Source organism: Rathayibacter oskolensis (genome assembly GCF_900177245.1).
GTDB lineage: Bacteria > Actinomycetota > Actinomycetes > Actinomycetales > Microbacteriaceae > Rathayibacter > Rathayibacter oskolensis.
Genome location: NZ_FXBM01000001.1, coordinates 304,745 through 328,643, shown reverse-complemented (window position 1 = coordinate 328,643; position 23,899 = coordinate 304,745). Strand labels below are relative to the sequence as shown.

The window sequence follows — 23,899 nt, the reverse complement described above, 5'->3', positions numbered from 1 at the left end:
GGTCACGGGTGCCCCGAGTCGCGCCCCTGCGTGCCGAAACCACGAGGGAGGGATCGGCGAGATCGTCGGAGGAGCACGATCGAGACGGTGAGCGCGGCGGCGAGCGCGACGAGCATCGCGATCCCGATCGGCGATCCGGCCGCGGCCCCGACGACGGCCCAGAGCACGGCGAAGCCGACCGTCGCATAGACGAGGGCCCAGGCCGCGCAGCCCGGCAGCATGGCGAGGAGGTAGACGACCCAGCGCATGCGCGCGGCCCCCGCCGCCGCGTTGAGCACCGTCTGGAACCCCACCGTCAGGAAGCTGAGGGTGACGGCCGGAGCGCCGTAGCGGGCGAGCAGCGCCGAGGCGCGGCGCATCGGCGGCGACTCGAGCCACCGGCCGAAGCGGCGGGAGGCGGCACCCGTCACGATTGCGCGCGCCAGCCAGTAGGTCGCCTGCGCCCGGAGGAACACGATGACGAACAGCGCGACGAGGAGCTCCACGAAGCCCAGCTCGTCGAGGAACGCGGGCACGCGGGGCTCCCTCCTGCTCGATCGTGGTGTGAGGCAAGGCTACCCTTGCCTCGCACCACGTCCCGGGGGTGGACGGCGGCCCGGCCCGCTTATCCTCGACGCATGGACAACATCGATCGGAAGATCCTCGATCTGCTGCGCCAGAACGCCCGGGCGGGCTACGGCGACATCGGCGGAGTCGTCGGGCTCTCGGCCTCCGCCGTGAAGCGCCGCGTCGACCGGCTCGTCGCCGACGGCGTGATCCGCGGGTTCACCATCAAGGTCGACCCGGCGGTCGACGGCATGGGCACGGAGGCGTACGTCGAGCTCTTCTGCCGCGGCACGGTCGCGCCCGACGAGCTGCGCCGCATCCTCTCGGCCGTGCCCGAGGTCGTCGACGCGGGGACGGTGACGGGCTCCGCCGACGCGATCGTGCACATCCGCTCGCGCGACATCCCCAGCCTCGAGCTGGCTCTCGAGAAGGTGCGCATCGCCCCGAACGTCGACCACACGCGCTCGGCGATCGTGCTGTCGCGGCTCATCCAGCGCGGCGAGGCGTAGGCGCGCTCACCCGCTCACCCGCTCACCCGCTCAGTGCGAGCGCCCCGCGACCGCGTCGGCGAGGCTCGCGAGCGGTGACGTCGTGGCGCGGCCCCGCGCCTCCGCGGCGTCGGCGAGCCCGTAGGCGCCGTAGAGCGTCGTGACGGCGAGCCAGCGCAGCGGCTCCGGCTCCCACCGGCGCACCCGGTGATCGACCCACGGCAGTCCGGTGAGCGGGGTCCTCCCCTCCCGACCGAGCTCCCCCAGCACCAGGTCGCGGAGGGTCCGCCCGGCGAGATTCGTCGCCGTCACGCCGGTGCCGACGAAGCCGCCCGCCCAGCCGAGCCCGGTGGCGCGGTCGAGCCCGACCGTCGCGTGCCAGTCGCGGGGCACTCCGAGGACGCCCGACCAGACGTGCTCGATGCCGACGCCCTGCAGCACCGGGAAGAAGCGCTCGAGGATCTCGCGGAGCCTGCCGACGGTGCGCGGGTCGGTCGCCCCGTCGTCGTCGATCCCGGAGCCGAAGCGGTAGGGCACCCCGCGACCGCCGATCGCGATCCGGTCGTCGGCGGTGCGCTGCGCGTACATGTAGGCGTGGGCGAAGTCGCCGAGGGTCTCGCGGCCCGCCCAGCCGATCTCGTCCCACACCTCCTGACCGAGGGGCTCGGTGGCGACCAGCGACGAGTTCATCGGCAGCCACTCCCGGCGGTGCCCGGCGAGCTGCGCGGTGAAGCCCTCGGTCGCGCGCAGCACGAACCGCGCGCGGACGCTCCCGCGCGCCGTCACGGCCGACCCCTGGCGGATCTCGTCGACCCGCGTGTCCTCGTAGATCTCGACGCCGAGCGCCTCGACCGCGCGGGCGAGACCCGCCGCGAGCTTCGCCGGGTGGATCCGCGCGCAGTGAGGGTGCCACATGCCGGCGGAGGTGCCGCTCACCGCGATCCGCGCAGCCGCCTCCCGAGCATCGAGCAGCTCGACGTCGGTGTGCGCCCGCGCCCGAGCGGCTGCGACGGTCTCCCGGAGGCGCGCCTCCTGCGCCGCGCCGCGCGCCACCTGGTACTCGCCGCCCTTCACGATGTCGGCGTCGATCCCCTCGGCGAGCGCCACCGCGATCACCTCGTCGACCGTCTCGTTCACCGCGAGCTGGAAGCGGTCGACCACCTCGGGCCCGTGGCTGTGCGCATAGGAGGAGACGCCTCCGGTGATCTCGTTGGTCAGCCAGCCGCCGTTGCGACCGGAGGCGCCGAAGCCGGCGAAGCGCTGCTCGAGGATCACGACGCGCAGGTCGGGCGCGGCGCGCTTGAGGTAGTAGGCGGTCCAGAGCCCCGTGTAGCCCGCGCCGACGATGCAGACGTCGGCGTCGAGCGGCCCCGGGAGCGCCGGTCGCGGCTCCGGGCGCCCGAGCGAGGACCACCAGAACGAGACGTCGCCGTTGATCACGGGAGCACCGGCCCGTCGCCCTCGGCGAAGACGCGCACGCCGTCGACGAACGTCTCGAGCACCCGCGTCTCGCCGATCTCGAGCGGATCGACGGCGAACGGGTCGCGGTCGAGCACCACCAGATCGGCGAGCCGGCCCACCGCGATCGACCCGGTGACCGCTTCGAGTCCGTTCACCCACGCCGAGCCGGCTGTGTAGGCGGTGAGCGCCGACGCCAGGTCGATCCGCTGCTCGGGCAGGAACACGTCGTAGGGCCCGGCGGCCCCGCGCTGCGACGGAGCGGAGAGCCGGTTCACTGCGACGTGGATCGCCGCGAGCGGGTCGGGAGTCGACACCGACCAGTCGCTGCCCGCCGCGAGCACCGCTCCCGAGCGCTGCAGGTCGCCGAACGGGTACTGCCAGGCGGCCCGCTCCTCGCCGAGGAACGGCAGGGTCAGATCGACCAACTGCGGCTCGAGCGCCGCCCACAGCATCTGCATGTTCGCGGCGACGCCGAGCCGCCTGAACCGCGGCACGTCCTCCGGATGCACGACCTGCAGGTGGGCGATGTGGTGCCGGTTGCCGCGGAGGCCGTTCGCCGCGATCGCGTGCTCGACAGCGTCCAGGCACTCCCGCACCGCCCGGTCCCCGATCGCGTGGAAGTGCACCTGGAAGCCCGCCGCGTCCAGCAGCGGGAGCGCCTCGTTCAGCACCTCCGGGTCGACCATCGAGAGCCCGTCGTTGTGGGTGTGCCCTCCGTGACCGTCGAGATAGGGCTCGAGCATGGCCGCGGTGAAGTTCTCGGCGACCCCGTCCTGCATGATCTTGATGCTGGTCGCCCGGAATCGTCCTGCGTCGAACCGCTCCCGCTTCTCGATCAGCTCCGGGATCTGCTCGACGCCTCGGGCGCGGTCCCACCAGATCGCGCCGCGGACCCGCGCCGTCAGCTCCCCCGCCTCGGCCGCGCGCACGTAGGCCGGCCCGGGATCGCCGACGTCGCCGTAGGAGCCGACGATCGCGTCCTGCCAGCCGGTCACCCCGAACGAGTGCAGGTAGCGCTGCCCGAGCAGCAGCGCCTGCCGCATCTGCTCGTCGCTCGAGGCGGGGAGGAGGCGCCGCACCGCATCCATCGCCCCCTCGTGCAGGGTGCCGGACGGGCTGCCGTCGGGCAGCCGCTCGATCCGCCCGTCGGCCGGATCCGGGGTGTCCCGATCGACGCCCGCCAGGCGCAGGGCGGCGGAGTTGACCCAGGCGCCGTGGCCGTCGGCGTTGGTCAGGAAGGCCGGCCGGTCGGCGACGACGGCGTCGAGCGCCGCCGCGGTCGGGGTGCCGCCCGGGAACGCCGACATGCTCCAGCCGCCGCCGAGGATCCACGGCTCGTCGGGGTGCGCGGCGGAGTAGGCCGCGATCGTCGCGAGGTAGTCGCGGGGAGTCTCCCCGTCGCCCACCCAGCAGCGCATCATGTCGAAGCCGCCCCAGACCGGATGCACGTGCGCGTCCTGGAAGCCGGGGACGAGCAGCCGGCCGGCCAGGTCGACCACCTCGGTGCGCGGGCCGATCCAGTCGGAGGCGTCGTGGCCGACCGCCGCGATCCTCCCGTCGACGACGGCGACCGCGCTCGCGCGGCTCCGGACGGCGTCGGCGGTGAACACGGGGCCGCCGGTGAGGACGAGATCGGCGTGGGGCATGGCGGGGTTCCTTGTCGAGAGAGAGGGCTCAGCCGCCCGCGAGGGTCTTCGCGATCTGCGAGGCGGAGTCGCCGGCACGGCGCAGCACGAGCGCGACGACACCGAGGGCGATCAGGGTCAGCAGCAGCATCACGGTCGACACGGCCGCGATCTCGGGCCGCAGCCCGCTGCGCACCGCGCTGAGCACGTAGACCGGCCACGGAGTCGACCCCGACACCTGCACGAACGCGGCGATCACCGTGTTGTCGAGGCTGAACGTGAAGGCGAGCAGGCCTCCCGCGAGCACTGCGGGCATCGCGAGCGGGAAGGTGACCCGCCAGAAGGTGCGCATCGGCGTCGCGTAGAGGTCGGCCGACGCCTCCTCGAGCTTCTCGTCGAGGCCGATGAGGCGGGCGCGCACGAGGTACGAGACGACGGCGACGGCGAAGAGCGAGTGGCCGACCACCAGGCGCGCGGTGCCGTCGTCGAAGATCGACAGCCCGAGATCCTGCCCGAGGAACACCAGCCAGGGCAGCAGAGCGACCGCGTCGACGATCTCGGGGGTCACCGACACGAGCAGCAGCAGGGTGATGAACCAGACCGCCCAGCGACCCGGCCGTCTGGCGATGGCGATGCCCGCCAGGGTGCCCAGAAGCGTGGCGAGCAGGGCGGCGATCAGGCCGGTCCGGAGTGAGACGATCACCGCGCTCTGCACGGCGGGCTTCGTCAGGATCGTCGCGAAGGCGTCGAACCCGAACCCCTCCCAGGCCACCAGGAGCCGCCCGGTGTTGAAGGACGAGATCACGATCACGAGGATCGGGAGGAACAGGAAGACGAAGACCGCGGCGCTCCAGACGGCGAGCCCCACGTCGAGCGCCGAGCGGCGCCCGGCCTTCGCGCCGCTCACGAGCCGTCTCCGAGCCGGAGGCGCGCACTCCGCCGCAGCGGCAGCGTCGCCGCCCACACGAGCACGCCCGCGATCGCGGCCGACACCAGGATCACCACGATCAGCAGGACCGCCATCGCCGAGCCCAGCGCCCAGTTCTGGCCGACCTGGAACTGGCTCGCCACCATCTGGCCGACCATGTTGCCCTTCGCGCCGCCGAGAACGGTGGCGGTGATGTAGTCGCCCATCAGCGGGATGTAGACCAGGAGCGCGCCGACGATGATGCCCGGCCGCGCGAGAGGGAGCGTGACGTCGCGGAAGGTGCGCCAGTGCGGCGCACCCAGGTCGCCGCTGGCCTCGCGGAGCGCGGGCGTCACGCGGTCGAACGCGACGTAGAGCGGCAGGATCATCAGCGGCAGGTAGTTGTAGACCACCCCGAGCAGCACCGCGGGGCGCGTGTAGAGCAGATCGATCGGGCCGGGGAGGATCCCGATCGCCTGGAGCGCCTCCGAGAGCACGCCCTCGGGAGCGAGGATCACCTGCCAGCCGATCGTGCGCACGAGGAAGTTGGTCCAGTAGGGCACCATGACCAGCGCGATCAGGAGCCCCCGGCGGTTCGGCGCCGCCTTGACGGCCATCCAGTAGGCGACGGGCAGCCCGATCACGAGGCACAGCACGGTCCCGAGCACGCCGACCCAGAGGGTGTTGGCGAAGGTCTGGAAGAACGTCGGCGAGAAGGCCTCGACGTAGCGGTCGAACGAGAGCACGTCGTTCGCGTGCGTGCCGAAGACGCCGGGCTTGTAGCCGAAGCTGAACCAGACGACCTGCAGCACCGGCAGAACGAAGAACACGACGAGCCAGAGCCACGCCGGCACCGCGAGGGCGAAGGGGAGGCGGGGCCCGCGCCGCCGGGAGGGTGCGGCGACGCGGGAGGGGGTGCTGACGGTGCTCACGCCCCCGCGGCCGCCTTGACCTTGTTGTAGACGTCGAGCGTCATCTGGTTGGTGACGGTGCCGGTCTGCATCGTCGAGACGGTCTCCTCCGGATAGAAGATGTAGCCGTCGAGGAACTCGAGCTGCGCGTCGCGGGCGAGCGCCTCGATGTCGAGCGTGCCGGTGTTGTAGCCGATGTAGTCGAGCTCCTGGATCGCGTTGGCCGGGTCGAGCACGTAGTCGATGAAGGCGTGCGCGGCCTCGGGGTGCGGCGCCCCCGCGGCGATCGCCCAGTTGTCCATCCACAGCTCGGTCGTCGGCGAGCCGAGCACCCACTTCCAGCGCTCCGGGTCCTCGCTGTTGAGCTTGCCCAGGCGCGCGTCGCCGTTCCACGACTGCACGAGGACCTGCGTGTTCTGCGGGATGATCGAGCCGCCGGGGTACGACTCGAAGGCCGCGATGTGGGGGGCGATGGAGTCGACCATGAACGCCTCCGCCGCCGCGTAGTCGTCCTCGGACTCGGTCGTGTAGTCGATCCCGTTGGCCCAGAAGTACGGAGCGACGATCTCGATCGGGTCGTCCAGGAACGACGTCCGTCCGCTGCCCTCGTTCTGCACCGCGTCGAGGAAGTCGGCCCAGGTGACGAGCTCGCGGGTGATGACGCTGGTGTCGTACGCGAATCCCGTGGTGCCCCAGTTCTTGCACACCGTGTACTCGTTGTCGGGGTCCCAGGCCTGCCCGAGGAACTGCGGGTCGACCTTCGAGAGGTTGGGGATCAGGTCCTTCGAGAGCTTGGTCAGCAGACCGTTCTCGATCATCCCGGGCACGAAGATGCCGGTCGGCACCACGATGTCGTAGCCGCTGGTGCCCTTCGAGGCGGTGAGCTTCGAGAGCAGCTCCTCGTTCGAGCTGTAGGAGTCGAGCGTGATCTGCGGGCCCTCGCCGCTGGTGAACGCCGAGATGACGTCGGGGGCGTCGTAGTCGCCCCAGGTGTAGATCGAGAGGTCGCTCTCGAGCGCGCCTCCGGTCGCCGTCGGCGCCGAGCCCGCCCCGGTCGAGGAGCAGGCGGCCAGGAACGCCGTCGCGCCCACTCCGCCCGCGACGCCGAAGAGGCGCCGCCGCGAGAGCTCCCGGGCGATGATCGGCACGGCCTTCGACGGAGCGAGGATGGTCACGGGGTGCTTCGCGGTCATGATGTCTCCGAGGGCTCGAGGGTCATTCGGTGGGCGGCTCGACGTGGCCGGCCGCTGCGGCCGCCGCGTCGAGGGGGAAGAACAGGGTGTTCGCGCTCGTCCAGCTGAGGTTCACGGCGGAGTCGACGGCGAGCGCGGGCGCATCGGGCGCGGGCCGGCGCACGAGCACCGAGTGCTCCGCGTCGAGCCGCACGAGGTACTGCACCGTCTCGCCGAGGTTCGCGATCGACAGGACGCGGCCGGAGGCGGTGTCGACGGCTCCCGACGGCCGCTCCGGCGCCGCGTGGATCCGGATCGACTCCGGGCGGATCGCCGCCTGCCGGGTCTCGCCCGGGCGGCCTGCCGCCTCGGTGCCGGTGATCGTCGCGACCGGAGTCACCAGTGCGCCGTTCTCGCCGACCACCCCGCCGACGAAGTTCTGCTGCCCGACGAAGGCGGCGACGTAAGCCGACGCCGGCCGGTGGTAGACGGTGGAGGCGTCGGCGAGCTGCTCGATGCGGCCGTCGCGCATGACGGCGATGCGGTCGCTCATCGACATGGCCTCGCCCTGGTCGTGCGTGACGAAGACGAAGGTGATCCCCAGCCGCGTCTGGAGCAGCTTCAGCTCCATCTGCATCTCCTCGCGCAGCTGGCGGTCGAGCGCGCCGAGCGGCTCGTCGAGCAGGAGCACGGAGGGACGGTTCACGAGGGCGCGGGCCAGCGCGATCCGCTGCTGCTGACCACCCGAGAGCTGGGTGGGCTTGCGGTCGGCGAACGCGCGCATCCGCACCATGTCGAGGGCGTCCGACACGCGGCCGCGGATCTCGCTCTTCTTCGTGCGGCGCTGACGGAGCCCGTAGGCGACGTTCTCGGCGATCGTCATGTGCGGGAAGAGCGCGTAGGCCTGGAAGACGGTGTTCACGTCGCGCTGGTGCGGAGCACGGCGCAGGACCGACTCCCCCGAGATGCGGATGTCGCCCGCGTCGGGGTGCTCGAAACCGGCGATCATCCGCAGCGTCGTGGTCTTGCCGCAGCCGGAGGGGCCGAGGAGCGAGAGGAACTCCCCCGGCTCGACGCGCAGGTCGATGCCGTCGACCGCGACCGAGCTGCCGTACAGCTTGCGGACCCCCTCGAGGACGACCGACCCCTCGGCGGACGCGGTCGAGGCCGGTGTCGTGGGCGGCACGGGGGCGAGCGAGGTCTCTGGCACCGGAGGGGGCTCCCGTCGGTCGGACGCGCGCGATCGCACGTCGAACAGTGTGCTTCGCATTCAAGCGCATTTCGGGCCCGGAGCGATGGAAACCGTTGTAAACAACGCATTACAGCTCTCAAAGGGTCCGTCCGCGCGTGCGCCTCCTGCTGTCGGGAGTCGGGATCGCCGCCGGAACGACCGAGGGGCCCGGGAGCGGCGATGCCGGCTCCACGGGCCCCTCGGGGTCGTGCGTGACGTGCGGTCTACAGCCCCGAGGACGGGAACGCCTGCATCATCTCCGAGAAGAGGGCCGCGGTCCAGCCGATCACGATGATGAAGCTCACGACGACGACGCCGATGAAGATCCAGAGCGGCAGGAGGCCGCCCCCGGTCACGCGCTTGACCACGACGCTGCGCCCGATCACGTAGACGTAGGGCGCCGCGAGGAACGCCCAGGCCCAGTGGAACGGCTTCTGCACGCCGGCCTTCTTGAGCTGGCGGTAGTCGAGGAACGCGAACACGACCTCGCCCGCGTAGATGAGGAACCCGACGACCTGCACCGCACCGAGTCCGATGAGGTAGGCCGTGGACATGCCCATCGACGCCTGCGGTCCGTAGGTCGACGCCATCGAGGAGTCGGCGACCGAGCTCGGCGAGAGCAGGAACAGCGAGAGCGCCGAGAGCAGCGGCAGGAGCACGACCACCCAGATCCACGGGGTGGAGCTGACGATGCTCGGGTCGCGCTGCTGCGGGGCCGCAGGGCCCTGCGCGTAGGCGGGCTGCTGGCCGTACGGCTGCTGGTAGGCGGGCTGCTGCTGGTAGGCGGGCTGCTGCTGGCCGTACGGCTGCTGGTAGGCGGGCTGCTGCTGGTAGGCGGGCTGCTGCTGGCCGTAGGGCTGCTGGTTCTGCGGCTGCTGGTTCTGCGGCTGCTGCTGGTACGGCGACGCCTGCTGCTCGGGTGCCGACTGACCCGACGCCGACGTGCCGTAGCTCGTCGCCTGGCCGCTCGAGGTCTCGCCGTAGGCGGGTCGCGCGGGCTCGACGGGAGGCGTCGGTCCGGTCACCGGCGACACGACCGGCGCAGTCGCGGCGGGCGTAGTCGCAGCGGGCGGAGTCGGCGGAGTCGGCGGGGTCGGCGGGGTCGGCGGGGTCGGCGCCGCGGCGGAGGGGGCGTCGCGGAGCGAGTCGGTCCACCCGGAACCGTCCCACCACCGCTGGCGCGGAGAGCCGGCCGGGTCGGGGTACCACCCCGCCCGCGGGCCGGAGGAGGAGGCTCCCGTTCCGCCGCTGGTCGCGCCGCTCCCGTTCGGATCGGCCTGGTTCTCGTCCGTCATCGCGTCCTCGCTCCCCTCAGGGCGTCTGCCCGTGATCAGGGTGAAGCGTAGCGCCGGGACCTCTCCTCCCGGCTGAGGATCGGCGATCAGGACGCCGCATCCGCGCGACGACGGAGCCCTCATCATCAGGGCTGAAAGTGCGGATCGCGACGGTCGCGGCGGCGACCTCCTCGCCTACGGTGAGCGCATGTCCACTCCGAGGCGCCTCCTCCCCCCGCTGCTCGCGCCCGCCCTCGGCGCCGCCTTCATCGCCTTCTGGGTCACGGCCGAGGCCGGACGCCTGGGTACGAGCCGCGACGCGATCGACCTCTTCGGGGCCCTGATCCCCTACGGCCTCGCAATCGCGCTCTCGCGGGCGAGACCCGCCGCCGGCCTCGCCCTGGTGCTGGCCGTTCCCGTCGTTCAGCTGATCGTCGTCCTCCTCCGACCGGGATCGACCACGTGGCCGATCCTCGAGGGAGCACTCGTGCTCGCCTTCGCCTCGGCGCGGTTCGGGTCCGACCGGGTGCGCTGGGCCGGGCTCGTCGCCGGCCTCGTCTGGGCGAGCGCCGTCGGGTTCTCGCTGGTCTTCTCCGGCGGGTGGCTGAGCTGGATCGGCATCGGCGAGAACAACGACTTCCCGCAGCTCGCCCTGCAGTGGGCCCTCACGCTCGGCGGCGTGCACGCCCTGCTCTGGGCCTGCTGCTGGACGGCGGGACTCGCGCTGCACCTCGCCGCACGTCGCGGCGCGGCGGTCGAGCAGCTGGACCGGACCGAGCGCGAACTGCTCATCGCCGGCTACGAGCTGCAGGGGATGCGCGAGCGCTCGCACATCGCGCAGGAGGTGCACGACGTCCTGGCGCACTCGCTCGCGGTCGTGATCGCGCTCGCCGACGGGTCGCGGTTCCTCCGGGCGACGCGGCCGGAGTCGACGGAGGCGGCCCTCCAGCGCATCGCCGAGACCGGCCGGGCCGCCCTCTCCGATCTGCGCGGGCTGATCGAGGGCCTGACCGACGACACCGACCGGCCGCAGCCGGGGCTCGTCGATCTGCCCGAGCTGATCGACCGCATCGAGGGGACGGGAGCAGCGGTCGTCCTCCGCGAGCTCGGCGCCCCCGCGGGGCTCTCCCCCGCGCAGGAGCTCTGCGTCTACCGCATCGTGCAGGAGAGCCTGACGAACGTGCTCAAGCACGGCGGAGCGGATCCGAGGGCCGCCGTCTCGCTCACGTGGGACGGGCCGGGGCTCCTCCTCACCGTCGTGAGCCGAGCCGGGGAGGGGGCCGCCGCCGTGCCCGAGCGACGCGGCTTCGGTCTCGCCGGTATGGAGCACCGTGCCCGGCTGGCCGGCGGGTGGCTGACGGCGGGGCTCGACCCGGACGGCTCCTTCGTGGTGACCGCGTTCCTCCCGACCGCTGCCGCCGCCGCGGCGACCGAGCCGCGGCAGAGCGCGGAGGAGGCGGCGTGAGCGCGACGGCGCCCATCAGGGTCGTCGTGATCGACGACCAGGAGCTCTTCGTCCACGGCATCCGGATGCTGCTCGAATCGCAGCCCGACCTCCTCGTGGTCGGCACCGCCTCCGACGGTGCCGCCGGAGTCGACCTCGTCGCCGCCCGCAGCCCCGACGTCGTCCTGATGGACATCCGCATGCCGGTGCTCGACGGACTCGCTGCGACCCGCCGGATCACCGGCGGCGAGGGCTCGGACCGCGTCGGTGCGCCGCAGGTGGTCGTCCTGACCACGTTCCGTCAGGAGGAGGCCGTGTTCCGGTCGATGCAGGAGGGCGCGAGCGCCTTCCTCACGAAGGACGCGACTCCCGAGCAGCTGCTGGCCACGGTCCGCTCGGTGCACGCCGGCGACGCCCCGCCGGTCTCCGTCGATCCGATCGTGCGCCGCTTCGCCCGGCCCGAGGGGGCGCGCCGCCCGGACGAGGTGCTCGCGGTGCTGTCACCGCGCGAGCGAGAGATCTACGCGCTCGTCGCGAAGGGCCTCGGGAACGCGGAGATCTCGCAGGGGGCGTTCATCAGCGAGGCGACGGTGAAGACGCACGTGCGCAGCATCCTCGCCAAGCTGGAGTTGCGGAGCCGGATCCAGATCGTGGTGCACGCCTACGAGAACCGCCTCGTCTGAGCGGCGAGTGTCGGCAGGGTCTCGGCGAGGACTACGAGCCCAGACGCACGGCTGCTGCTGCGCGGTCGTAGAGTGCCGCCAGGTCGCCCCTGCCGCCGCCGGCGATCCAGAGCTCTCCTGCCACATCCAGGCAGGCGATCGCACTGGCGACGATCGCGACGGGCGCCGGGTCCGACACGTCGTCCGCGGGGATCCCGAGGCGGCGTCGGATGTCGGGCACCAGCAGTGACTGCCAGTGCAGGTGCTTCTCGATGCTGCGCGATCGGAGCGACGGCGTCTCGTACATCATCGTCGCGATCTTGAGCGTGACCTCCGGCTCGACCTCGAGCGCGTCGACCGCGTGTAACGCCTCCCGGAGCGCCTCCCACGGCCCGACGGTCGAGGGCACGTTCTCGAGCGCTTCCCGCACGAGCTCCCCCTGACTCGCCAGGTCGCCCAGGACGATGTCCTCCTTGGTGCCGAAGTACCGGAAGAACGAGCGGCGCGAGATGCCCGCCTTCGAGGCGATCTGGTCCACCGTCGTCTGCTCGAAGCCCTGGTCCAGGAACAGCTCCATCGCCACCCCGGTGATCTCGGCGTACGCCGACCGACGCGATCGTTGCCACAGCGTTGCCTCGGTGCTCATCCGGCGACTCTACAGGGGATGCCCGATTGACCCCGAGTGCCACCAAGGCATACCGTGCCGATGAGTTGCAGTCCGCGCTCGCCACCCCGTCGATCGGAGCAACCCGTGCCCGCTTTGAAGAACCCGAGACCTACCGTCCTCATCACCGGAGCCTCCTCGGGGATCGGTGCGTCCTTCGCGCGCGCACTCGCCGCTCGCGGGGACGATCTGGTGCTGGTCGCCCGACGACGTGATCGCCTCGACGCACTCGCCGCCGAGCTCAGGGAGGCGCACGCCGTGACCGTCACCGTGATCGCCCAGGATCTCGGATCGGCGTCCGTCGGGGCCGAGCTCTCCGCCGCGGTCGCTGCGGAGGGGCTCCGGATCACGGGGGTCGTCAACAACGCGGGCTTCGGCACCTTCGGCGACTTCGTCGAGGAGGATCCCGAGCGTCTCCGTCAGGAGATCGCCGTCGACATCGGCGCACCCGTCCAGATCAGCTCCGCCTTCCTGCCCGCTCTGGTCGCGGCGGGCGAGGGATTCGTGATCAACGTCGCCAGCCTGGCCGCCTACGCGCCCACCCCGCGCATGGCCGTCTACGGAGCGGCGAAGGCGTTCGTGCTCAGCTTCACCGAGTCTCTCTGGGCCGAGACCCGCGCATCGGGAGTCACCGTCTTCGCTCTCTCGCCCGGCGCGACGAGCACGGAGTTCAACGCCGTCGTCGGAACCGACGACGCCACTGCGGGCGCCCGGATGCGGACGCCCGACGAGGTCGTCGCCACGGCACTCGCCCACCTCGACCGGCGCGACCCCGGCCCGAGCGTGATCGACGGCCGCTCCAACCGGATCGGCGCGAACCTCGGCCGCGTGCTGACCCGGCGCAGGACCGCCGCGCTGATGCACCGCATCACCGACCCGGCCCGCCGCCGCTGACGGCGAGGCCCCTCACGACGACCGTTCTCGTGAGAGGCACGACATCGTGCGCTCGACTACTCGAGCAGCTTGCCCGCGGTGGCGACCTCACGGATGAGGGCCTGGATCTCCTCCGGGACCGCCGGGATCTCCTCGCGGGTGATCCCGGTGGCGGGCGACCAGACCAGGTTCACCTGGAGGGCCGGGTCGATGTCCGGGTAGTCGCTGCGGTTGTGGCAGCCGCGGCTCTCCCGGCGCTCGAGCGCCGCCTCGAGGGTGGCGCGGGCGGCCATGGCGGCGGATCTGAGGTCGAAGGCGTGGGCGAGGTCCTGGAAGCCGGCGATGTCGGGGTGGATCCCGATGTCGGCGATGCGGGCCTCGATGGCGTCGAGCTCGGCGAGTCCGGTGAGCAGGCCGGCCTCGTCCCGGACGACTCCTGCGTGCTCGGTCATGGTGTTGCGGATCGCGCGCTGCAGGGCGCGGACGTTCTCCTCGCCGTCGGCGGCGAGCAGGTCGGCGATCTCATCGCGGGCGATCTGCACCGACGCGGCCGAGCGGGTCTGCGCGGTGAGCGAGGAGGAGTACTCCGCGGCGGCCTGGCCGACGATCCGGCCGAAGACGAGCAGCTCGATCAGCGAGTTGCCGCCGAGGCGGTTCGCGCCGTGCAGACCGCTGGAGGCCTCGCCGATGGCGTAGAGCCCCGGGACGTCGGTGCTGTGGTCGTCCGAGCGCACCCAGACCCCGCCCATCGAGTAGTGCGCCGTCGGCGCGATCTCGATCGGGTCCTTCGTGATGTCGAGCATCTGCAGCTCGAGCATCGTCTGGTAGACGCGGGGGAGGCGGGTCATGATCGTCTCGCGCGGGAGGTGCGAGACGTCGAGCCAGACTCCGCCGTTGGGCGTGCCGCGGCCCTCCTTGATCTCGGTGTAGCAGGCGAGCGCGACCCGGTCTCGGGTCGAGAGCTCGAGTCGCTCGGGGTCGTACTTGCCCATGAAGCGCTCGCCGAGCCCGTTGCGGAGGATGCCGCCCTCTCCACGCGCCGCCTCGGAGATGAGCGTTCCGGCCGCGTTCTCGGGCTCGATGATGCCCGACGGGTGGAACTGCACCAGCTCGGGGTCGCGCAGGCGCCCGCCGGCCTCGACGGCCAGGCGGAACGAGTCGCCCGTGTTCTCGTCGCGGCGCGAGGAGGTGCGGCGCCAGATGCGATTGTGGCCGCCGGCGGCGAGGATCACCGCGTCGGCGTGGATGAGGTAGCGGGTGCCGTCGACGAGGTCGAAGCCGTAGGCGCCGAAGACGGCGCCGTCCTCGTTCACGAGGATGCGCGTGACGTAGACGGTGTCGAGGATCGGGATCTCGAGCTGGGCGGCCCGGTTGACGAGCGTGCGCTGGATCTCGAGGCCGGTGTAGTCGCCTGCGAAGGCGGTGCGGCGGTAGGTGTGCGCGCCGAAGAAGCGCTGCGAGATGCGGCCGTCGTCCTCGCGGGCGAACGGCATGCCGTAGCGCTCGAGATCCTGGATGCCGCGTGCGGCGTTCGAGGTGACGATCTCGACGGTGTGCGGGTTCGCGAGCAGGTAGGACTCGGTGATCGTGTCGGCGGCGTGCTGCTGCCAGCTGTCGTCGGGGTCCATCGTCGCGAGGGCGGCGTTGATGCCACCGGCGGCGAGCGAGGTGTGCGCGTCCGACTTCGCGCGCTTGCCCAGAGCGAGCACGTCGACGCCGGCCTCGGCCAGCTCGATCGCGGCGCGCAGGCCCGAGCCGCCGGTGCCGATGACGAGGACGGAGGTGGAGATCCGACGCTCCGTGGTGGTGGTCGTTGAGGTGCTCATTCCTCCACGGTAGGCACCGACGGTGGATTACTCCAATGCATATACCGGCTGCTCACCATGCACCTAGGCTATGAGAATGAACTTCGAGCAGCTGACCGGCTTCGTCGAGATCGCGCGCCTGGGCAGCTTCACCCGCGCCGCCGAGGAGCTCCATCTGGCGCAGCCGTCGCTGAGCCGCCAGATCGCTGCGCTGGAGCAGGATCTCGGTTCGGAGCTGTTCCACCGGGCGCGCGCCGGCAACACCCTCACCTCGGCCGGCGAGCTCCTCCTTCCGCTCGCGCGGCGCATGCTCGCCGACGCCGAGTCGGTGCGCCGCGAGCTGGCCGAGCTCGCCGGGCTCGAGCGCGGCCGGGTCCGCTTCGGCGCGACTCCGACTCTCTGCATCAGCCTCGTCGCGGAGGTGCTGCACGCGTTCCACGCGGCGCATCCCGCCATCGAGCTGCACCTCGCCGAGGACGGCTCGCGGAGCCTGTTCGACCGGCTCGCGCGGGGCGAGCTCGACCTCGCCCTCGTGACGACCTCGACGACGGCGGCCGTCGGCGCCTTCACCGTGACACCGCTGCTCGTCGAGGAGCTCGTCGTGGTCTCCTCGGCCGCCGAGCCGCCCCTGGCCGACGCCGACGCGATCGATCTGGCGGCTGTGGCCCGCCTCCCGCAGATCGTCTTCAACTCGAGCTACGACCTGCGCCGGACGACCGACGCCGCGTTCTCGGCGGCCGGCCTGGCACCCGACGTCGTGCTCGAGGGAGCCGAGATGGACGCGGTGCTGCGCTTCGCCGAGCGCGGCCTGGGCATCGCGGTCGTCCCGGCGATGGTGCTGCAGGGCCGCCCTGGCCTGCGTTCGATCCGCATCGAGGAGCCGACCCTCGACCGGCCACGCCTGACCCGCACCATCAGCCTCGCCCGCCCGGCGGACCTCGCTCCGACCGCCGCGGTGCGGGTCATGCAGCGCACGATCGCCGCAACCGCAAGGGCGTTCGCCGCCCAGGCGGGCGGCACGATGCGCCTCGCCGACGCTCCGTGACGATCGTCCTCAGCCGCAGAGCCGCAGGAGGACCCCGACCAGGGATCGGGAGCGACCGGGCGGGTGCTGCCTCCGATCAGCCGGGCGCGCGCACCTTCGCCTGCCGCCGTCGGCTCACGCTCTGGTCCCGGTGAGGGCGAGGGTTCCGCCGAGTCCGATCATCATGACTCCGCCTCCCGCACTCATGCGCGAGAGGCGGCGGGGGTTGCGGGCGAACCAGGTCCGGGCGGTTCCGGCCGTGAGCGCCCAGGCACTGTCGCTGGCGAGTGCGATGGTGAAGAACACGAGGCCGAGAGCGACCATCTGGAGGGGGATGCCGCCGCGGTCGTAGGCGACGAACTGAGGAAGCACGGCGACGAAGAAGACGATCGTCTTCGGGTTCGTGACCCCGACGATGAAGCCCTCGCGGAGCAGCCGCACGAGCGAGGGGCTCGCCTTCGGGGCGGCCGAGGCGGAGCCGTCGTCGTGCCGGTGACGGATCGCCTGGACCCCGAGGTAGACGAGGTAGGCGGCGCCGACGAGCTTGATGGCGGTGAAGACCGCGACCGACTCGGCGACGACCGAGCCCACGCCGAGCGCGACGAGCGCGATCGCCGGCAGCATCCCCAGGGCGTTGCCGAGAACGCTCACGAACCCGCCCTTCCGCCCGAGGGCGAGCGACCGGCCGACGACGAAGAGCACGCTCGGGCCGGGGATGACGATCAGCGCGAACGACGCGAGGGCGAAGGCCCAGAGGCCGGCGGCGGGAGGCATGAGAACTCCGATCTACGGGCGAGACGGCCCTGCGTCGACCGTAGCGGTAGGCGACATGCCGCCACCGTCCCGACTGGCTCGAGGCTTCGGACAGGCGCCGGATTTCTCACAGGCACCAGGATGGACGCATGCCGCACACACTCCGAGCCCGGGCCGTCCTCTTCGACATGGACGGCACGCTCGTCGACTCGACGGCCGTCGTCGAGACGATCTGGCGCGACTTCGCCGACCGCTTCGCGCTCGACCGCGCGATGATCCTCGGCTCCGTGCACGGGGTGCGCGCCGAGGACAGCGTCCGCCGCTTCGCGCCCGAGGGCACCGATGTCGGCGCGATCGTCGCCGAGCTGAACGCCTACGAGCTCGAGCACATGGAGGGGACGCTCGAGATTCCCGGGGCGGTCGCGTTCCTCGCGGCGCTGCCCCGCACCTCCGTCGCGCTGGTCACCTCGGCGAGCCCGTCGCTCGCCGCGGGCCGCCTGGCCGCGGCGGGAGTCCCCTCCCCCGATGTCGTGGTCACGGCCGACGACGTCGCGCGGGGCAAGCCGGCGCCCGACGGCTACCTCGCCGCCGCCGCGCTGCTCGCCGTCGACCCGGCCGACGCGGTCGTCTTCGAGGACGCCGAGGCGGGCATCCTCGCCGGTCTCGCTGCCGGCATGCGGGTCGTGGTCGTCGGCTCGCACGAGAGCGAGTCGACCGTCGGACTGCCGCGGGTCGAGCACTACTCCGACGCCCGCGTCGAGCTCGACGGCGACGAGCTCGTGCTCGTCCTGGGCTGAGGCCCCACGCGCGGCTCAGCCGACGACGCACTCCGACTCCGCCGTCAGGCTCAGGCCGTCGATCGTGCCCCGGATGCTCGCCGAGATGACACCGCCTCCCCACGGCGTCACGGCACCCCAGAAGTCGCGGCCCGACGCGCGGTCGATCCTGTCGAACCCGTCGGCCGTCCAGCCGTCGACGACGGCGTCGAACGACTCCTGGGCACTGTCGTAGACCGTGAAGACCGGGATGACCACCCCGCCCGCAGCCCGCGACCCGCGGCCGTCCGAGCACTCCTCGACCCGAGTCGCGACCTCGGCCGGGACCCCCGTCTCGGCCACCGACCGGTCGAGGAAGTCCTTCACTCTCGACTCCGCGGCGGCGAGAGCCGCCGGGTCGGGCTCGGCCGTCGCGGGCGCGGCGGGATCGGGAAGGGGCGGCTCCGGCGAGCCGAGGGGCAGGCCGAGCCACCCCGCGACGACCGTCGAGTAGTCGGGCGACTGCACGCTGAACGACGTCCGCGCGGCGGTGCCCGCGTCGGCCTCCTCGTCCGGCGTCGCTGCGAGCGTGCCGGCGACGGCCGCCGTGTCCTCCCTGGTGATCGACACCGACGACACCGAGCTCTGCGAGGCACTCGCGGACGAAGCACTCAGGGACAGGGAGGAGGTGCGCGGGTCGGCATCGAGCGGGTCGACCAGGGCGAGCAGCGCCGCGCCGGGGAACGCCTCGTCGACGGCGACGGTCGTCGTCCCGCGGAACAGGTCGATCGACCGCGCGACCTCGCGGACGACGGGCACGGCCTCCGAGAAGGACGCCTCCGCGGTCAGCTCGACGCCCTCGCGGTAGCCCGACAGCAGCACCGCGGCCGCGAACGGGAGGAGCCGGAGGCGTGCGGCGCGCGCGACGTCGTTCCCCCGCCGCGGATCGACGTCGACGGCGACTCCACCGTCCCCGGCCGGGACCCGCAGCGTCAGCGAGAGTCGCGCCCCGTCGACACCGGAGCCGATCGCGTCGCGCACGACGGAGGCGACGGCAGCGAGATCGGCGTCCGATGCGGTGACGTCGACGGTGGCGACCCAGTCGTCCGGTCGGTCCTTCGGGTCGGACTGCCGGAGCGACGTCTCGACCGACTCGACGCCGGCGCTCGCCCGCACCCGTTCGGCGAGAGCGTCCACCGACTCGGCCGCGCCCGCCGGTGGCACGGTGCAGCCCGCGAGCGCGACCAGGAGGCAGAGCGCCGCCGCGATCGCCAGGGACACGGCCCGCAGCCTTCGCACCTCAGTACCGGATGGCGTCGATGACCTTGACCCGCACGGCCACGATCGCCGGCACGAGGCCCGCGAGCGCGCCCACGAGCGTCGCCGCTCCGAGGCCGAGCAGAGCCGCCTCCGCGGGGAACGGCGGGATGTCGTCGATGCCGTTCTGGCGGATCCAGTCCACCGTCCACGGGTTGGTCACGAGGATGACCGCGAGGGTTACCCCGACGACTCCGGCGACGACGGTGGCCACGACGCTCTCCATCATGATCGAGAAGAAGATCCGACCCGAGGAGGCGCCGAAGCTGCGGCGGATGCCGATCTCGCGGATCCGCTGCCGGACAGTGACGAGCGCGATGTTGAGCAGGCCGAGGGCGCCGAGGGCGAGCACCAGGCCGGCCACGCCGCCGATGACCCAGGTCAGCACGCCGAACGGGTCGGAGTCGTAGACCAGGTAGTCCTGCCGGTCGACCGACACCTGCGCCTCGGGCCCGAGCGCGGCGGCGATGTCGCGCTGCACCGCGGTAGCGAGGGGCTCGGCGATGTCGAGCGGCACCCACATCTCGTAGCTCGGCGGCTGCGCGAACGCCGGATCGGCCACCGGAGCGACCGCCGTGTAGGCGTCGGTGAGCATCATCATCGTCGGCTCGGTCTCCCACTCCGACACCGGAGTCACGCCGACGACGACGGCCGTCGTCTCGCGATCGGAGCCGAGGAGCGTCACGACCGGATGCGTCCGCAGATCGGGGCTGCCCAGGCGCTGCCAGAAGACCGCGTTCACCACCACTGCCGGGGCGAGGCGTCGGTCGTCGCCGTCGGCGAACCAGCTGCCGCCCTCGAGCTCGAGGCGGTGCATGGCGGCGTAGGGCTGGTCGACCGCGGTGACCGGGACGTCGACCGCGCCGTCGGTGAACTGCGCCCGCGCGGTGCCGTAGGTGACCCTGCTCGCGTAGTCGATGCCGTAGCGCTCGAGGACGCTGCCCCAGGCCGCCTGCATCGCCTCCGCATCGATGAGGCCGTCGGGGCCGGAGGAGTAGGCGTTGACGTACAGACTCGCGGGGCGCCCGCTCGAGCGCTCGGCCGACTCGATGCTGGCCTGACGGGCGATGCCGCCCGCCGCGACCACTCCGGTCAGTGCGGCGACGGCCACCGCCACGCCGATGAGCGAGAGCAGCACGCGGCCCCTGTGGATCCGCAGCTCGGTCCAGGCCTCGACGATCGCGCCGACGATCCCGACCAGCCCGCGCATCAGAGCACGTCCTCGGGGGCAGTGCGCGCCGCGTGCGCCGGGATCCGACCCGACTCCGAGGTCGACGCCGTCGCCTCGCCGAGCCGGCCGTGATCGAGCCGGTAGTGCCGCTCGGCCCGCGCGGCGATGGCCGGGTCGTGCGTGATCGTGACGAGCGCCGACCCCGACTCGCGGGCGATCTCGTCGAGCAGCCCCATCACGCTCTCGCCGGTGTCGGTGTCGAGGGCGCCGGTCGGCTCGTCCGCGAGGATGAGACGCGGGCGGCGGACGAGGGCGCGCGCGATCGCGATGCGCTGCTGCTCGCCTCCGGACATGCGCCCCGGCATCGAGTCGACGCGGTGCCCCAGCCCGACGCGCTCGAGCATCTCGGCCGCCAGCGCCGCGCGACGCCAGAACTCCGAGCCCGTCGCATAGAGGAGGGGGGTCATCACGTTCTCGCGGGCCGTCCGCCCCTCGAGAAGATTGAACTGCTGGAAGATGAAGCCGATGCTCCCGCCGCGGATCCGGGCCCTGGCCCGAGAGGAGAGAGTCTCGGTCGGACTGCCCTCGAGCAGCATCCGTCCCTCTGTGGGCTCGTCGATGAGGCCGAGGATGTTCAGCAGCGTCGACTTGCCCGAGCCGCTGCGGCCGACCACCGAGACGTGGTCGCCCTCGCCGACCTCGAGGTCGACGCCGTCGAGGATGGTCAGCGGAGGAGCGTCGGGCAGCGGCACGACCTTCCGGATCCCCTCGAGCCGGAGGATGCTCACGAGCAGAAGACCGAGCCGTCGGCGTTCTGCACGCAGTTCCCGTCGAGCTGCTCGCCGTCGCCGGCCGCCGCTCCGGGGACGAACTGCAGCAGCACCGCTCCCTCGTCGACCCCTCCGGTGATCTCGACGCTCGTCCCGTCGGTGAGTCCGAGGGTGACGGGCACCTCCTCGGTGGCGCCGTCGTCGCCCTGACGGAAGACCACACCCGACTCCGCCGTGCCCTCGACCGCGGTCGTCGGCACGACGAGCACGTTCTCGGCACGGCCCCCGGCGAGGGTGACGGAGGCGGCGAGACCCGGGAACACGGTCACGTCCGCGGGCACCTGGCAGCGGAAGCTTGTCCCGGAGCCGCCCGTTCCGCCGGTCGCGTCGCCCGCTGCCGCGCCGCCCTCGCCCTCGCCGGCGAGCGGCGTGGTGATGGCGAGACCGGTGCAGGTGAATCCGGCCGGCCCTCCGGTGATCGCGACCTGCGCCTCCGTCGGACGGTCCTGGATCCGGTAGAGCTGCTCGGCGTCGATGGAGCCGGTGACGGCGAAGGTGGGAGGCGCGACCTGGCCGGTCACCTCGCCGACGGTCACCGACTGGTCGTGGATGACGCCGAGCGCACTCAGCGTGCCCGCCGCGGGAGCGTAGACGCGCTCGAAGCGCACGGCGGGCTCGGGCTGCGTGACCGAGACCGTGCCGTCGGGGTTCGTGGTCTCGACCGGGTCGCGCGGAGTCTCGACCCGGATGTCGTAGACGAGGTCGCCCGCGGCGACGGCGGCTCCCTGCTCGAGGTACACGTCGTCGACGGTGCCGGCAGCCGTGGCCTTCATCGGCACGGCCGGATCGGCGGCCACGGTGCCCTGGAGCGTGAGGTCGTTCGTGATGGTCCCGCGGCCGACGACGACGGTCGGCTCGGTCAGCTCACCGGTCGGGACGGTGGGATCCGCCTCGGCGGACGCATCCGGGAAGAAGGCGATCTTGACCAGCGCGATGCTGGCCGCCCCCAGGATGACCATCCACACGATCGGGAACACCCATCGTCGAACCGTGCCCATGCTGTCCCCCGACTCCGCGCGATCGCGCTCCGGGCGCTCCCCCGCGGTGCGCCGAACGGCAGCCTATCGAGGGCCTGCGACGCCCGTGGCGCGTCAGGCGCCGAGCTTCGTCGCGATGGAGGCGATCCGCCTCGCGCGGGTCTCCTCGGTCTTCGCCCCCTCGACCGCCGTGACGTGCGCCTTCCTGGCGCTCGGTGCGAGCGCCGCGAAGGCAGCGGTCAGGCCGGCCGTCTCGAGGGCGGCGGCGAGGTCCTCCGGGACCGCGATGTCGCGCGGCGCGGCGTCGAGTTCGAGCTCGACCTCGATGGTCTCGCCCCCGACGAGGCCGGTGGCGGCGCGCTTGTCGGCCGAGAACGGGATGAGCGCACGCCCGCCCATCGACCCGACCGTGCTCCGGTACTCGAAGCCGTTCACCACCACTCGGACGGCCGGCCGCTTGCCGCCGCCGAGCGAGTCGAGAACCTCGGGCGGGACCTCGACTCCCGTGTTCTTCCCCATCAGGTGCAACGTCGTCGTGAAGCGCATGGCACGAGGATGCCACGGACCCTCGCGTGCGAGCGAGGGGATCAGAGCGTGCTGGCGCCCGACCATGCGCCGAGCTTGCCCTGGGTGTAGGTGCCGTCGCCGGCGGAGGAGCTGATCGTCATCTCCCACCCCGTCGCGGCGCCGACGCCCGCGGTCCCGGTCGGGACCCTGAAGGTGATCGGGAAGACGGCCGAGCCGCCGTCGCGCGCGATCGGCTGCGGGTTCACGAACGAGACGGAGGAGGTGCCGATGCCGACAGCGCCGATCGGTCCCGTCAGCGAGGAGACGACGAGCGAGTCGGCGGGGAAGGTCGGACCCGAGGTCTGGCGGACCCGGATCGTGATGGTCGCCCCGGCCGCGGGGACGTCCTCGGCCGAGCTGTAGTTGAAGAGGCGGACCTGCTTCGGTCCCTGGCCGAGCACGTTGACGGTGGTCCTCGCCCAGACGAGGTCGGAGGAGCCGAGGGCGAACTGCGGGAACAGGTTGTTCTCCCAGCGCTCCGCCTCGGGGACGGGCTCACCGGAGGCGGCGGCGAGCGGGGCGGCGACCGCGACGGCGATGGCGGGAGCGGTCCACGCTCCGGCCGAGACGAGGGAGCGGCGCGAGAGGGCGGAGTCGGACGAGGTCATGGGTGCTCTTCCTGCAGGGCGGAGCCTCGCGGCGACTGCCGGAGGCGGTGCCCTCGGAGTGCACCGTAGTCGGGTGCCGGCGCACTCCGAGCGGCTCTTCGCACGCTACGGACGGGGCCGCATCGCCCGCGTCCGGGCATCAACAAGCGTCTACGCCGTCGGGGTCCCCCGTTCTCGGGTCAGCTCGGAGACATCGAGCCTCCCGGCGTTCACCAGGTTGGCCAGCTCCACGCGCGAGGTGGCGCCGGTCTTCTCGAGCAGCCGCGAGACGTAGGTGCGCGTGGTGCTGTCGGTGAGTCCGAGCGCCCGCGCGATGGCCGCGTTCGTCAGCCCCTCGGCCAGCGCCCGGGCGACCTCGCGCTCCCGTGCCGACAGGGCGACGCCGCGCGGGGCCGCCTCGAGACCGGCGACCCGCCGGATCTCGCTCGAGAACCGCTCCGGTGGCGCCACCTTGGGCAGGAAGGCGTCGGCGCCGGCGGTGACCACCGCCGACTCCGACTCCGGACCGATGAACGACGACATCACGATGATGCCCACGCGGGGGGCCGCGCGGCGCAGCGGCGCGATCACCTCCGGGCCCGAGACGCCGCGCATCCTCGCGTCCAGCAGCACGATGTCGGGATGGAAGCGCCGGACGGCGGCGAGCACCCGCGCGCCGTCGTCGACGGTCGCGACGACCTCGAGCGACGGGTCGGTGCGCAGGAGGCCGCGGAGGGCGACGAGGACGAGCGGGTCGTCGTCGACGAGGAGGACGCGCACGGGCGGGGCTGCGGGAGCTCCGCGAGCCGCGGACGAGGGCACCGTCACCGGTCCATTATCGTTGCCACGCGCTGA

The 23,899-nt window shown here is 72.4% G+C and carries 24 protein-coding genes; 6 read left to right on the top strand and 18 right to left on the bottom strand.

The genetic code is table 11. The features are described 5' to 3' along the window. Positions 1 to 2: 2 nt before the first annotated feature. Positions 3 to 515 carry a DedA family protein gene (locus B9Y99_RS01655; protein WP_085474869.1) on the bottom strand — a complete coding sequence of 171 codons (513 nt, stop codon included), beginning with the start codon at positions 513 to 515 and terminating at the stop codon, positions 3 to 5. Between the two features lie 102 nt (positions 516 to 617). Between B9Y99_RS01655 and B9Y99_RS01650 the strand changes: the two genes are divergently transcribed. Continuing rightward, complete coding sequence (locus tag B9Y99_RS01650; RefSeq protein ID WP_085474868.1) at positions 618 to 1,055, top strand: Lrp/AsnC family transcriptional regulator; 438 nt, start codon at positions 618 to 620, stop codon at positions 1,053 to 1,055. A gap of 30 nt (positions 1,056 to 1,085) precedes the next feature. Here the strand turns inward: B9Y99_RS01650 and B9Y99_RS01645 are convergent, their stop codons facing one another. The 7 genes from B9Y99_RS01645 to B9Y99_RS01615 all read right to left on the bottom strand — a co-directional run bounded on the left by B9Y99_RS01645 (position 1,086) and on the right by B9Y99_RS01615 (position 9,636). Further along, on the bottom strand, positions 1,086 to 2,474 hold the full coding sequence (locus B9Y99_RS01645; RefSeq protein WP_085474867.1) for an NAD(P)/FAD-dependent oxidoreductase: 1,389 nt from the start codon (positions 2,472 to 2,474) through the stop codon (positions 1,086 to 1,088). After that, positions 2,471 to 4,141: an amidohydrolase gene (locus B9Y99_RS01640; RefSeq protein ID WP_085474866.1), complete on the bottom strand. Its 1,671-nt coding sequence runs from the start codon at positions 4,139 to 4,141 to the stop codon at positions 2,471 to 2,473. Before B9Y99_RS01640 ends, B9Y99_RS01645 begins: the two co-directional genes overlap by 4 nt. A 28-nt stretch (positions 4,142 to 4,169) precedes the next feature. Beyond that, the gene (locus B9Y99_RS01635) at positions 4,170 to 5,027 is read right to left on the bottom strand and encodes an ABC transporter permease (RefSeq protein WP_085474865.1); all 858 of its coding nucleotides are present in this window, start codon (positions 5,025 to 5,027) and stop codon (positions 4,170 to 4,172) included. Continuing rightward, positions 5,024 to 5,959, bottom strand: coding sequence for an ABC transporter permease (locus tag B9Y99_RS01630; protein WP_085474864.1), 936 nt, complete (start codon positions 5,957 to 5,959; stop codon positions 5,024 to 5,026). Before B9Y99_RS01630 ends, B9Y99_RS01635 begins: the two co-directional genes overlap by 4 nt. Beyond that, a complete protein-coding gene (locus tag B9Y99_RS01625) occupies positions 5,956 to 7,131 on the bottom strand; it encodes a polyamine ABC transporter substrate-binding protein (protein ID WP_085474863.1) in 1,176 nt (391 codons plus the stop codon). Before B9Y99_RS01625 ends, B9Y99_RS01630 begins: the two co-directional genes overlap by 4 nt. A gap of 22 nt (positions 7,132 to 7,153) precedes the next feature. Further along, positions 7,154 to 8,320 carry an ABC transporter ATP-binding protein gene (locus B9Y99_RS01620; RefSeq protein WP_244274741.1) on the bottom strand — a complete coding sequence of 389 codons (1,167 nt, stop codon included), beginning with the start codon at positions 8,318 to 8,320 and terminating at the stop codon, positions 7,154 to 7,156. A 245-nt stretch (positions 8,321 to 8,565) separates the two neighbouring features. Further along, positions 8,566 to 9,636 carry a DUF2510 domain-containing protein gene (locus B9Y99_RS01615; RefSeq protein WP_165759507.1) on the bottom strand — a complete coding sequence of 357 codons (1,071 nt, stop codon included), beginning with the start codon at positions 9,634 to 9,636 and terminating at the stop codon, positions 8,566 to 8,568. 187 nt (positions 9,637 to 9,823) lie between these two features. Here B9Y99_RS01615 and B9Y99_RS01610 point away from each other — a divergent pair, with 187 nt between their 5' ends. Together B9Y99_RS01610 and B9Y99_RS01605 are read left to right on the top strand one after the other, a co-directional pair. Further along, entirely contained in the window at positions 9,824 to 11,080 is a 1,257-nt protein-coding gene (locus B9Y99_RS01610; RefSeq protein WP_085474860.1) for a sensor histidine kinase, read from the top strand. Then, positions 11,077 to 11,742 carry a response regulator gene (locus B9Y99_RS01605; protein WP_244274740.1) on the top strand — a complete coding sequence of 222 codons (666 nt, stop codon included), beginning with the start codon at positions 11,077 to 11,079 and terminating at the stop codon, positions 11,740 to 11,742. Before B9Y99_RS01610 ends, B9Y99_RS01605 begins: the two co-directional genes overlap by 4 nt. A 31-nt stretch (positions 11,743 to 11,773) precedes the next feature. On the opposite strand, the gene B9Y99_RS01600 is transcribed toward B9Y99_RS01605, so the two are convergent. Beyond that, a complete protein-coding gene (locus tag B9Y99_RS01600; protein ID WP_085474859.1) occupies positions 11,774 to 12,367 on the bottom strand; it encodes a TetR/AcrR family transcriptional regulator in 594 nt (197 codons plus the stop codon). A 105-nt stretch (positions 12,368 to 12,472) separates the two neighbouring features. Here B9Y99_RS01600 and B9Y99_RS01595 point away from each other — a divergent pair, with 105 nt between their 5' ends. After that, on the top strand, positions 12,473 to 13,279 hold the full coding sequence (locus B9Y99_RS01595) for an SDR family NAD(P)-dependent oxidoreductase (protein WP_244274739.1): 807 nt from the start codon (positions 12,473 to 12,475) through the stop codon (positions 13,277 to 13,279). Between the two features lie 56 nt (positions 13,280 to 13,335). Here B9Y99_RS01595 and B9Y99_RS01590 read toward each other — a convergent pair whose 3' ends face one another. Continuing rightward, positions 13,336 to 15,084, bottom strand: a complete 1,749-nt coding sequence (locus B9Y99_RS01590; RefSeq protein ID WP_085474857.1) for an L-aspartate oxidase — start codon at positions 15,082 to 15,084, stop codon at positions 13,336 to 13,338. A 70-nt stretch (positions 15,085 to 15,154) separates the two neighbouring features. Here B9Y99_RS01590 and B9Y99_RS01585 point away from each other — a divergent pair, with 70 nt between their 5' ends. Beyond that, entirely contained in the window at positions 15,155 to 16,108 is a 954-nt protein-coding gene (locus B9Y99_RS01585) for a LysR family transcriptional regulator (RefSeq protein WP_085474856.1), read from the top strand. A gap of 114 nt (positions 16,109 to 16,222) precedes the next feature. Here B9Y99_RS01585 and B9Y99_RS01580 read toward each other — a convergent pair whose 3' ends face one another. After that, a complete protein-coding gene (locus B9Y99_RS01580; protein ID WP_085474855.1) occupies positions 16,223 to 16,861 on the bottom strand; it encodes a LysE family translocator in 639 nt (212 codons plus the stop codon). Positions 16,862 to 16,989: 128 nt separating this feature from the next. On the opposite strand from B9Y99_RS01580, the gene B9Y99_RS01575 reads away from it, so the two are divergent. After that, entirely contained in the window at positions 16,990 to 17,637 is a 648-nt protein-coding gene (locus tag B9Y99_RS01575; RefSeq protein WP_085474854.1) for an HAD-IA family hydrolase, read from the top strand. A gap of 15 nt (positions 17,638 to 17,652) precedes the next feature. Here B9Y99_RS01575 and B9Y99_RS01570 read toward each other — a convergent pair whose 3' ends face one another. The 7 genes from B9Y99_RS01570 to B9Y99_RS18390 all read right to left on the bottom strand — a co-directional run bounded on the left by B9Y99_RS01570 (position 17,653) and on the right by B9Y99_RS18390 (position 23,872). Further along, positions 17,653 to 18,876, bottom strand: a complete 1,224-nt coding sequence (locus B9Y99_RS01570; RefSeq protein WP_085474853.1) for a hypothetical protein — start codon at positions 18,874 to 18,876, stop codon at positions 17,653 to 17,655. A gap of 19 nt (positions 18,877 to 18,895) precedes the next feature. Continuing rightward, positions 18,896 to 20,122 (bottom strand): ABC transporter permease, encoded by a 1,227-nt coding sequence (locus tag B9Y99_RS01565; protein WP_244274738.1) that lies wholly within the window; start codon positions 20,120 to 20,122, stop codon positions 18,896 to 18,898. Next, positions 20,122 to 20,871, bottom strand: a complete 750-nt coding sequence (locus B9Y99_RS01560) for an ABC transporter ATP-binding protein (protein ID WP_085474852.1) — start codon at positions 20,869 to 20,871, stop codon at positions 20,122 to 20,124. Before B9Y99_RS01560 ends, B9Y99_RS01565 begins: the two co-directional genes overlap by 1 nt. Further along, positions 20,868 to 21,890, bottom strand: coding sequence for an efflux RND transporter periplasmic adaptor subunit (locus B9Y99_RS01555; protein ID WP_085474851.1), 1,023 nt, complete (start codon positions 21,888 to 21,890; stop codon positions 20,868 to 20,870). Before B9Y99_RS01555 ends, B9Y99_RS01560 begins: the two co-directional genes overlap by 4 nt. Positions 21,891 to 22,004: 114 nt before the next feature. Continuing rightward, a complete protein-coding gene (locus tag B9Y99_RS01550; protein WP_085476186.1) occupies positions 22,005 to 22,436 on the bottom strand; it encodes a YdeI/OmpD-associated family protein in 432 nt (143 codons plus the stop codon). 41 nt (positions 22,437 to 22,477) lie between these two features. Beyond that, entirely contained in the window at positions 22,478 to 23,065 is a 588-nt protein-coding gene (locus B9Y99_RS01545) for a hypothetical protein (protein WP_085474850.1), read from the bottom strand. A 150-nt stretch (positions 23,066 to 23,215) separates the two neighbouring features. After that, a complete protein-coding gene (locus B9Y99_RS18390) occupies positions 23,216 to 23,872 on the bottom strand; it encodes a response regulator transcription factor (protein ID WP_165759504.1) in 657 nt (218 codons plus the stop codon). Between the last annotated feature and the right edge of the window lie 27 nt (positions 23,873 to 23,899).

Excerpts from the sequence above, each read along its gene's own strand:
- B9Y99_RS01615 (WP_165759507.1), bottom strand. The coding sequence starts at position 9,636 with ATGACGGACGAGAACCAGGCCGATCCGAACGGGAGCGGCGCGACCAGC.
- B9Y99_RS01585 (WP_085474856.1), top strand. The coding sequence starts at position 15,155 with ATGAGAATGAACTTCGAGCAGCTGACCGGCTTCGTCGAGATCGCGCGC.
- B9Y99_RS01545 (WP_085474850.1), bottom strand. The coding sequence starts at position 23,065 with ATGACCTCGTCCGACTCCGCCCTCTCGCGCCGCTCCCTCGTCTCGGCC.
- B9Y99_RS01650 (WP_085474868.1), top strand. The coding sequence starts at position 618 with ATGGACAACATCGATCGGAAGATCCTCGATCTGCTGCGCCAGAACGCC.
- B9Y99_RS01590 (WP_085474857.1), bottom strand. The coding sequence starts at position 15,084 with ATGAGCACCTCAACGACCACCACCACGGAGCGTCGGATCTCCACCTCC.
- B9Y99_RS01610 (WP_085474860.1), top strand. The coding sequence starts at position 9,824 with ATGTCCACTCCGAGGCGCCTCCTCCCCCCGCTGCTCGCGCCCGCCCTC.
- B9Y99_RS01600 (WP_085474859.1), bottom strand. The coding sequence starts at position 12,367 with ATGAGCACCGAGGCAACGCTGTGGCAACGATCGCGTCGGTCGGCGTAC.
- B9Y99_RS01565 (WP_244274738.1), bottom strand. The coding sequence starts at position 20,122 with ATGCGCGGGCTGGTCGGGATCGTCGGCGCGATCGTCGAGGCCTGGACC.
- B9Y99_RS01640 (WP_085474866.1), bottom strand. The coding sequence starts at position 4,141 with ATGCCCCACGCCGATCTCGTCCTCACCGGCGGCCCCGTGTTCACCGCC.
- B9Y99_RS01550 (WP_085476186.1), bottom strand. The coding sequence starts at position 22,436 with ATGCGCTTCACGACGACGTTGCACCTGATGGGGAAGAACACGGGAGTC.
- B9Y99_RS01580 (WP_085474855.1), bottom strand. The coding sequence starts at position 16,861 with ATGCCTCCCGCCGCCGGCCTCTGGGCCTTCGCCCTCGCGTCGTTCGCG.
- B9Y99_RS01575 (WP_085474854.1), top strand. The coding sequence starts at position 16,990 with ATGCCGCACACACTCCGAGCCCGGGCCGTCCTCTTCGACATGGACGGC.
- B9Y99_RS01625 (WP_085474863.1), bottom strand. The coding sequence starts at position 7,131 with ATGACCGCGAAGCACCCCGTGACCATCCTCGCTCCGTCGAAGGCCGTG.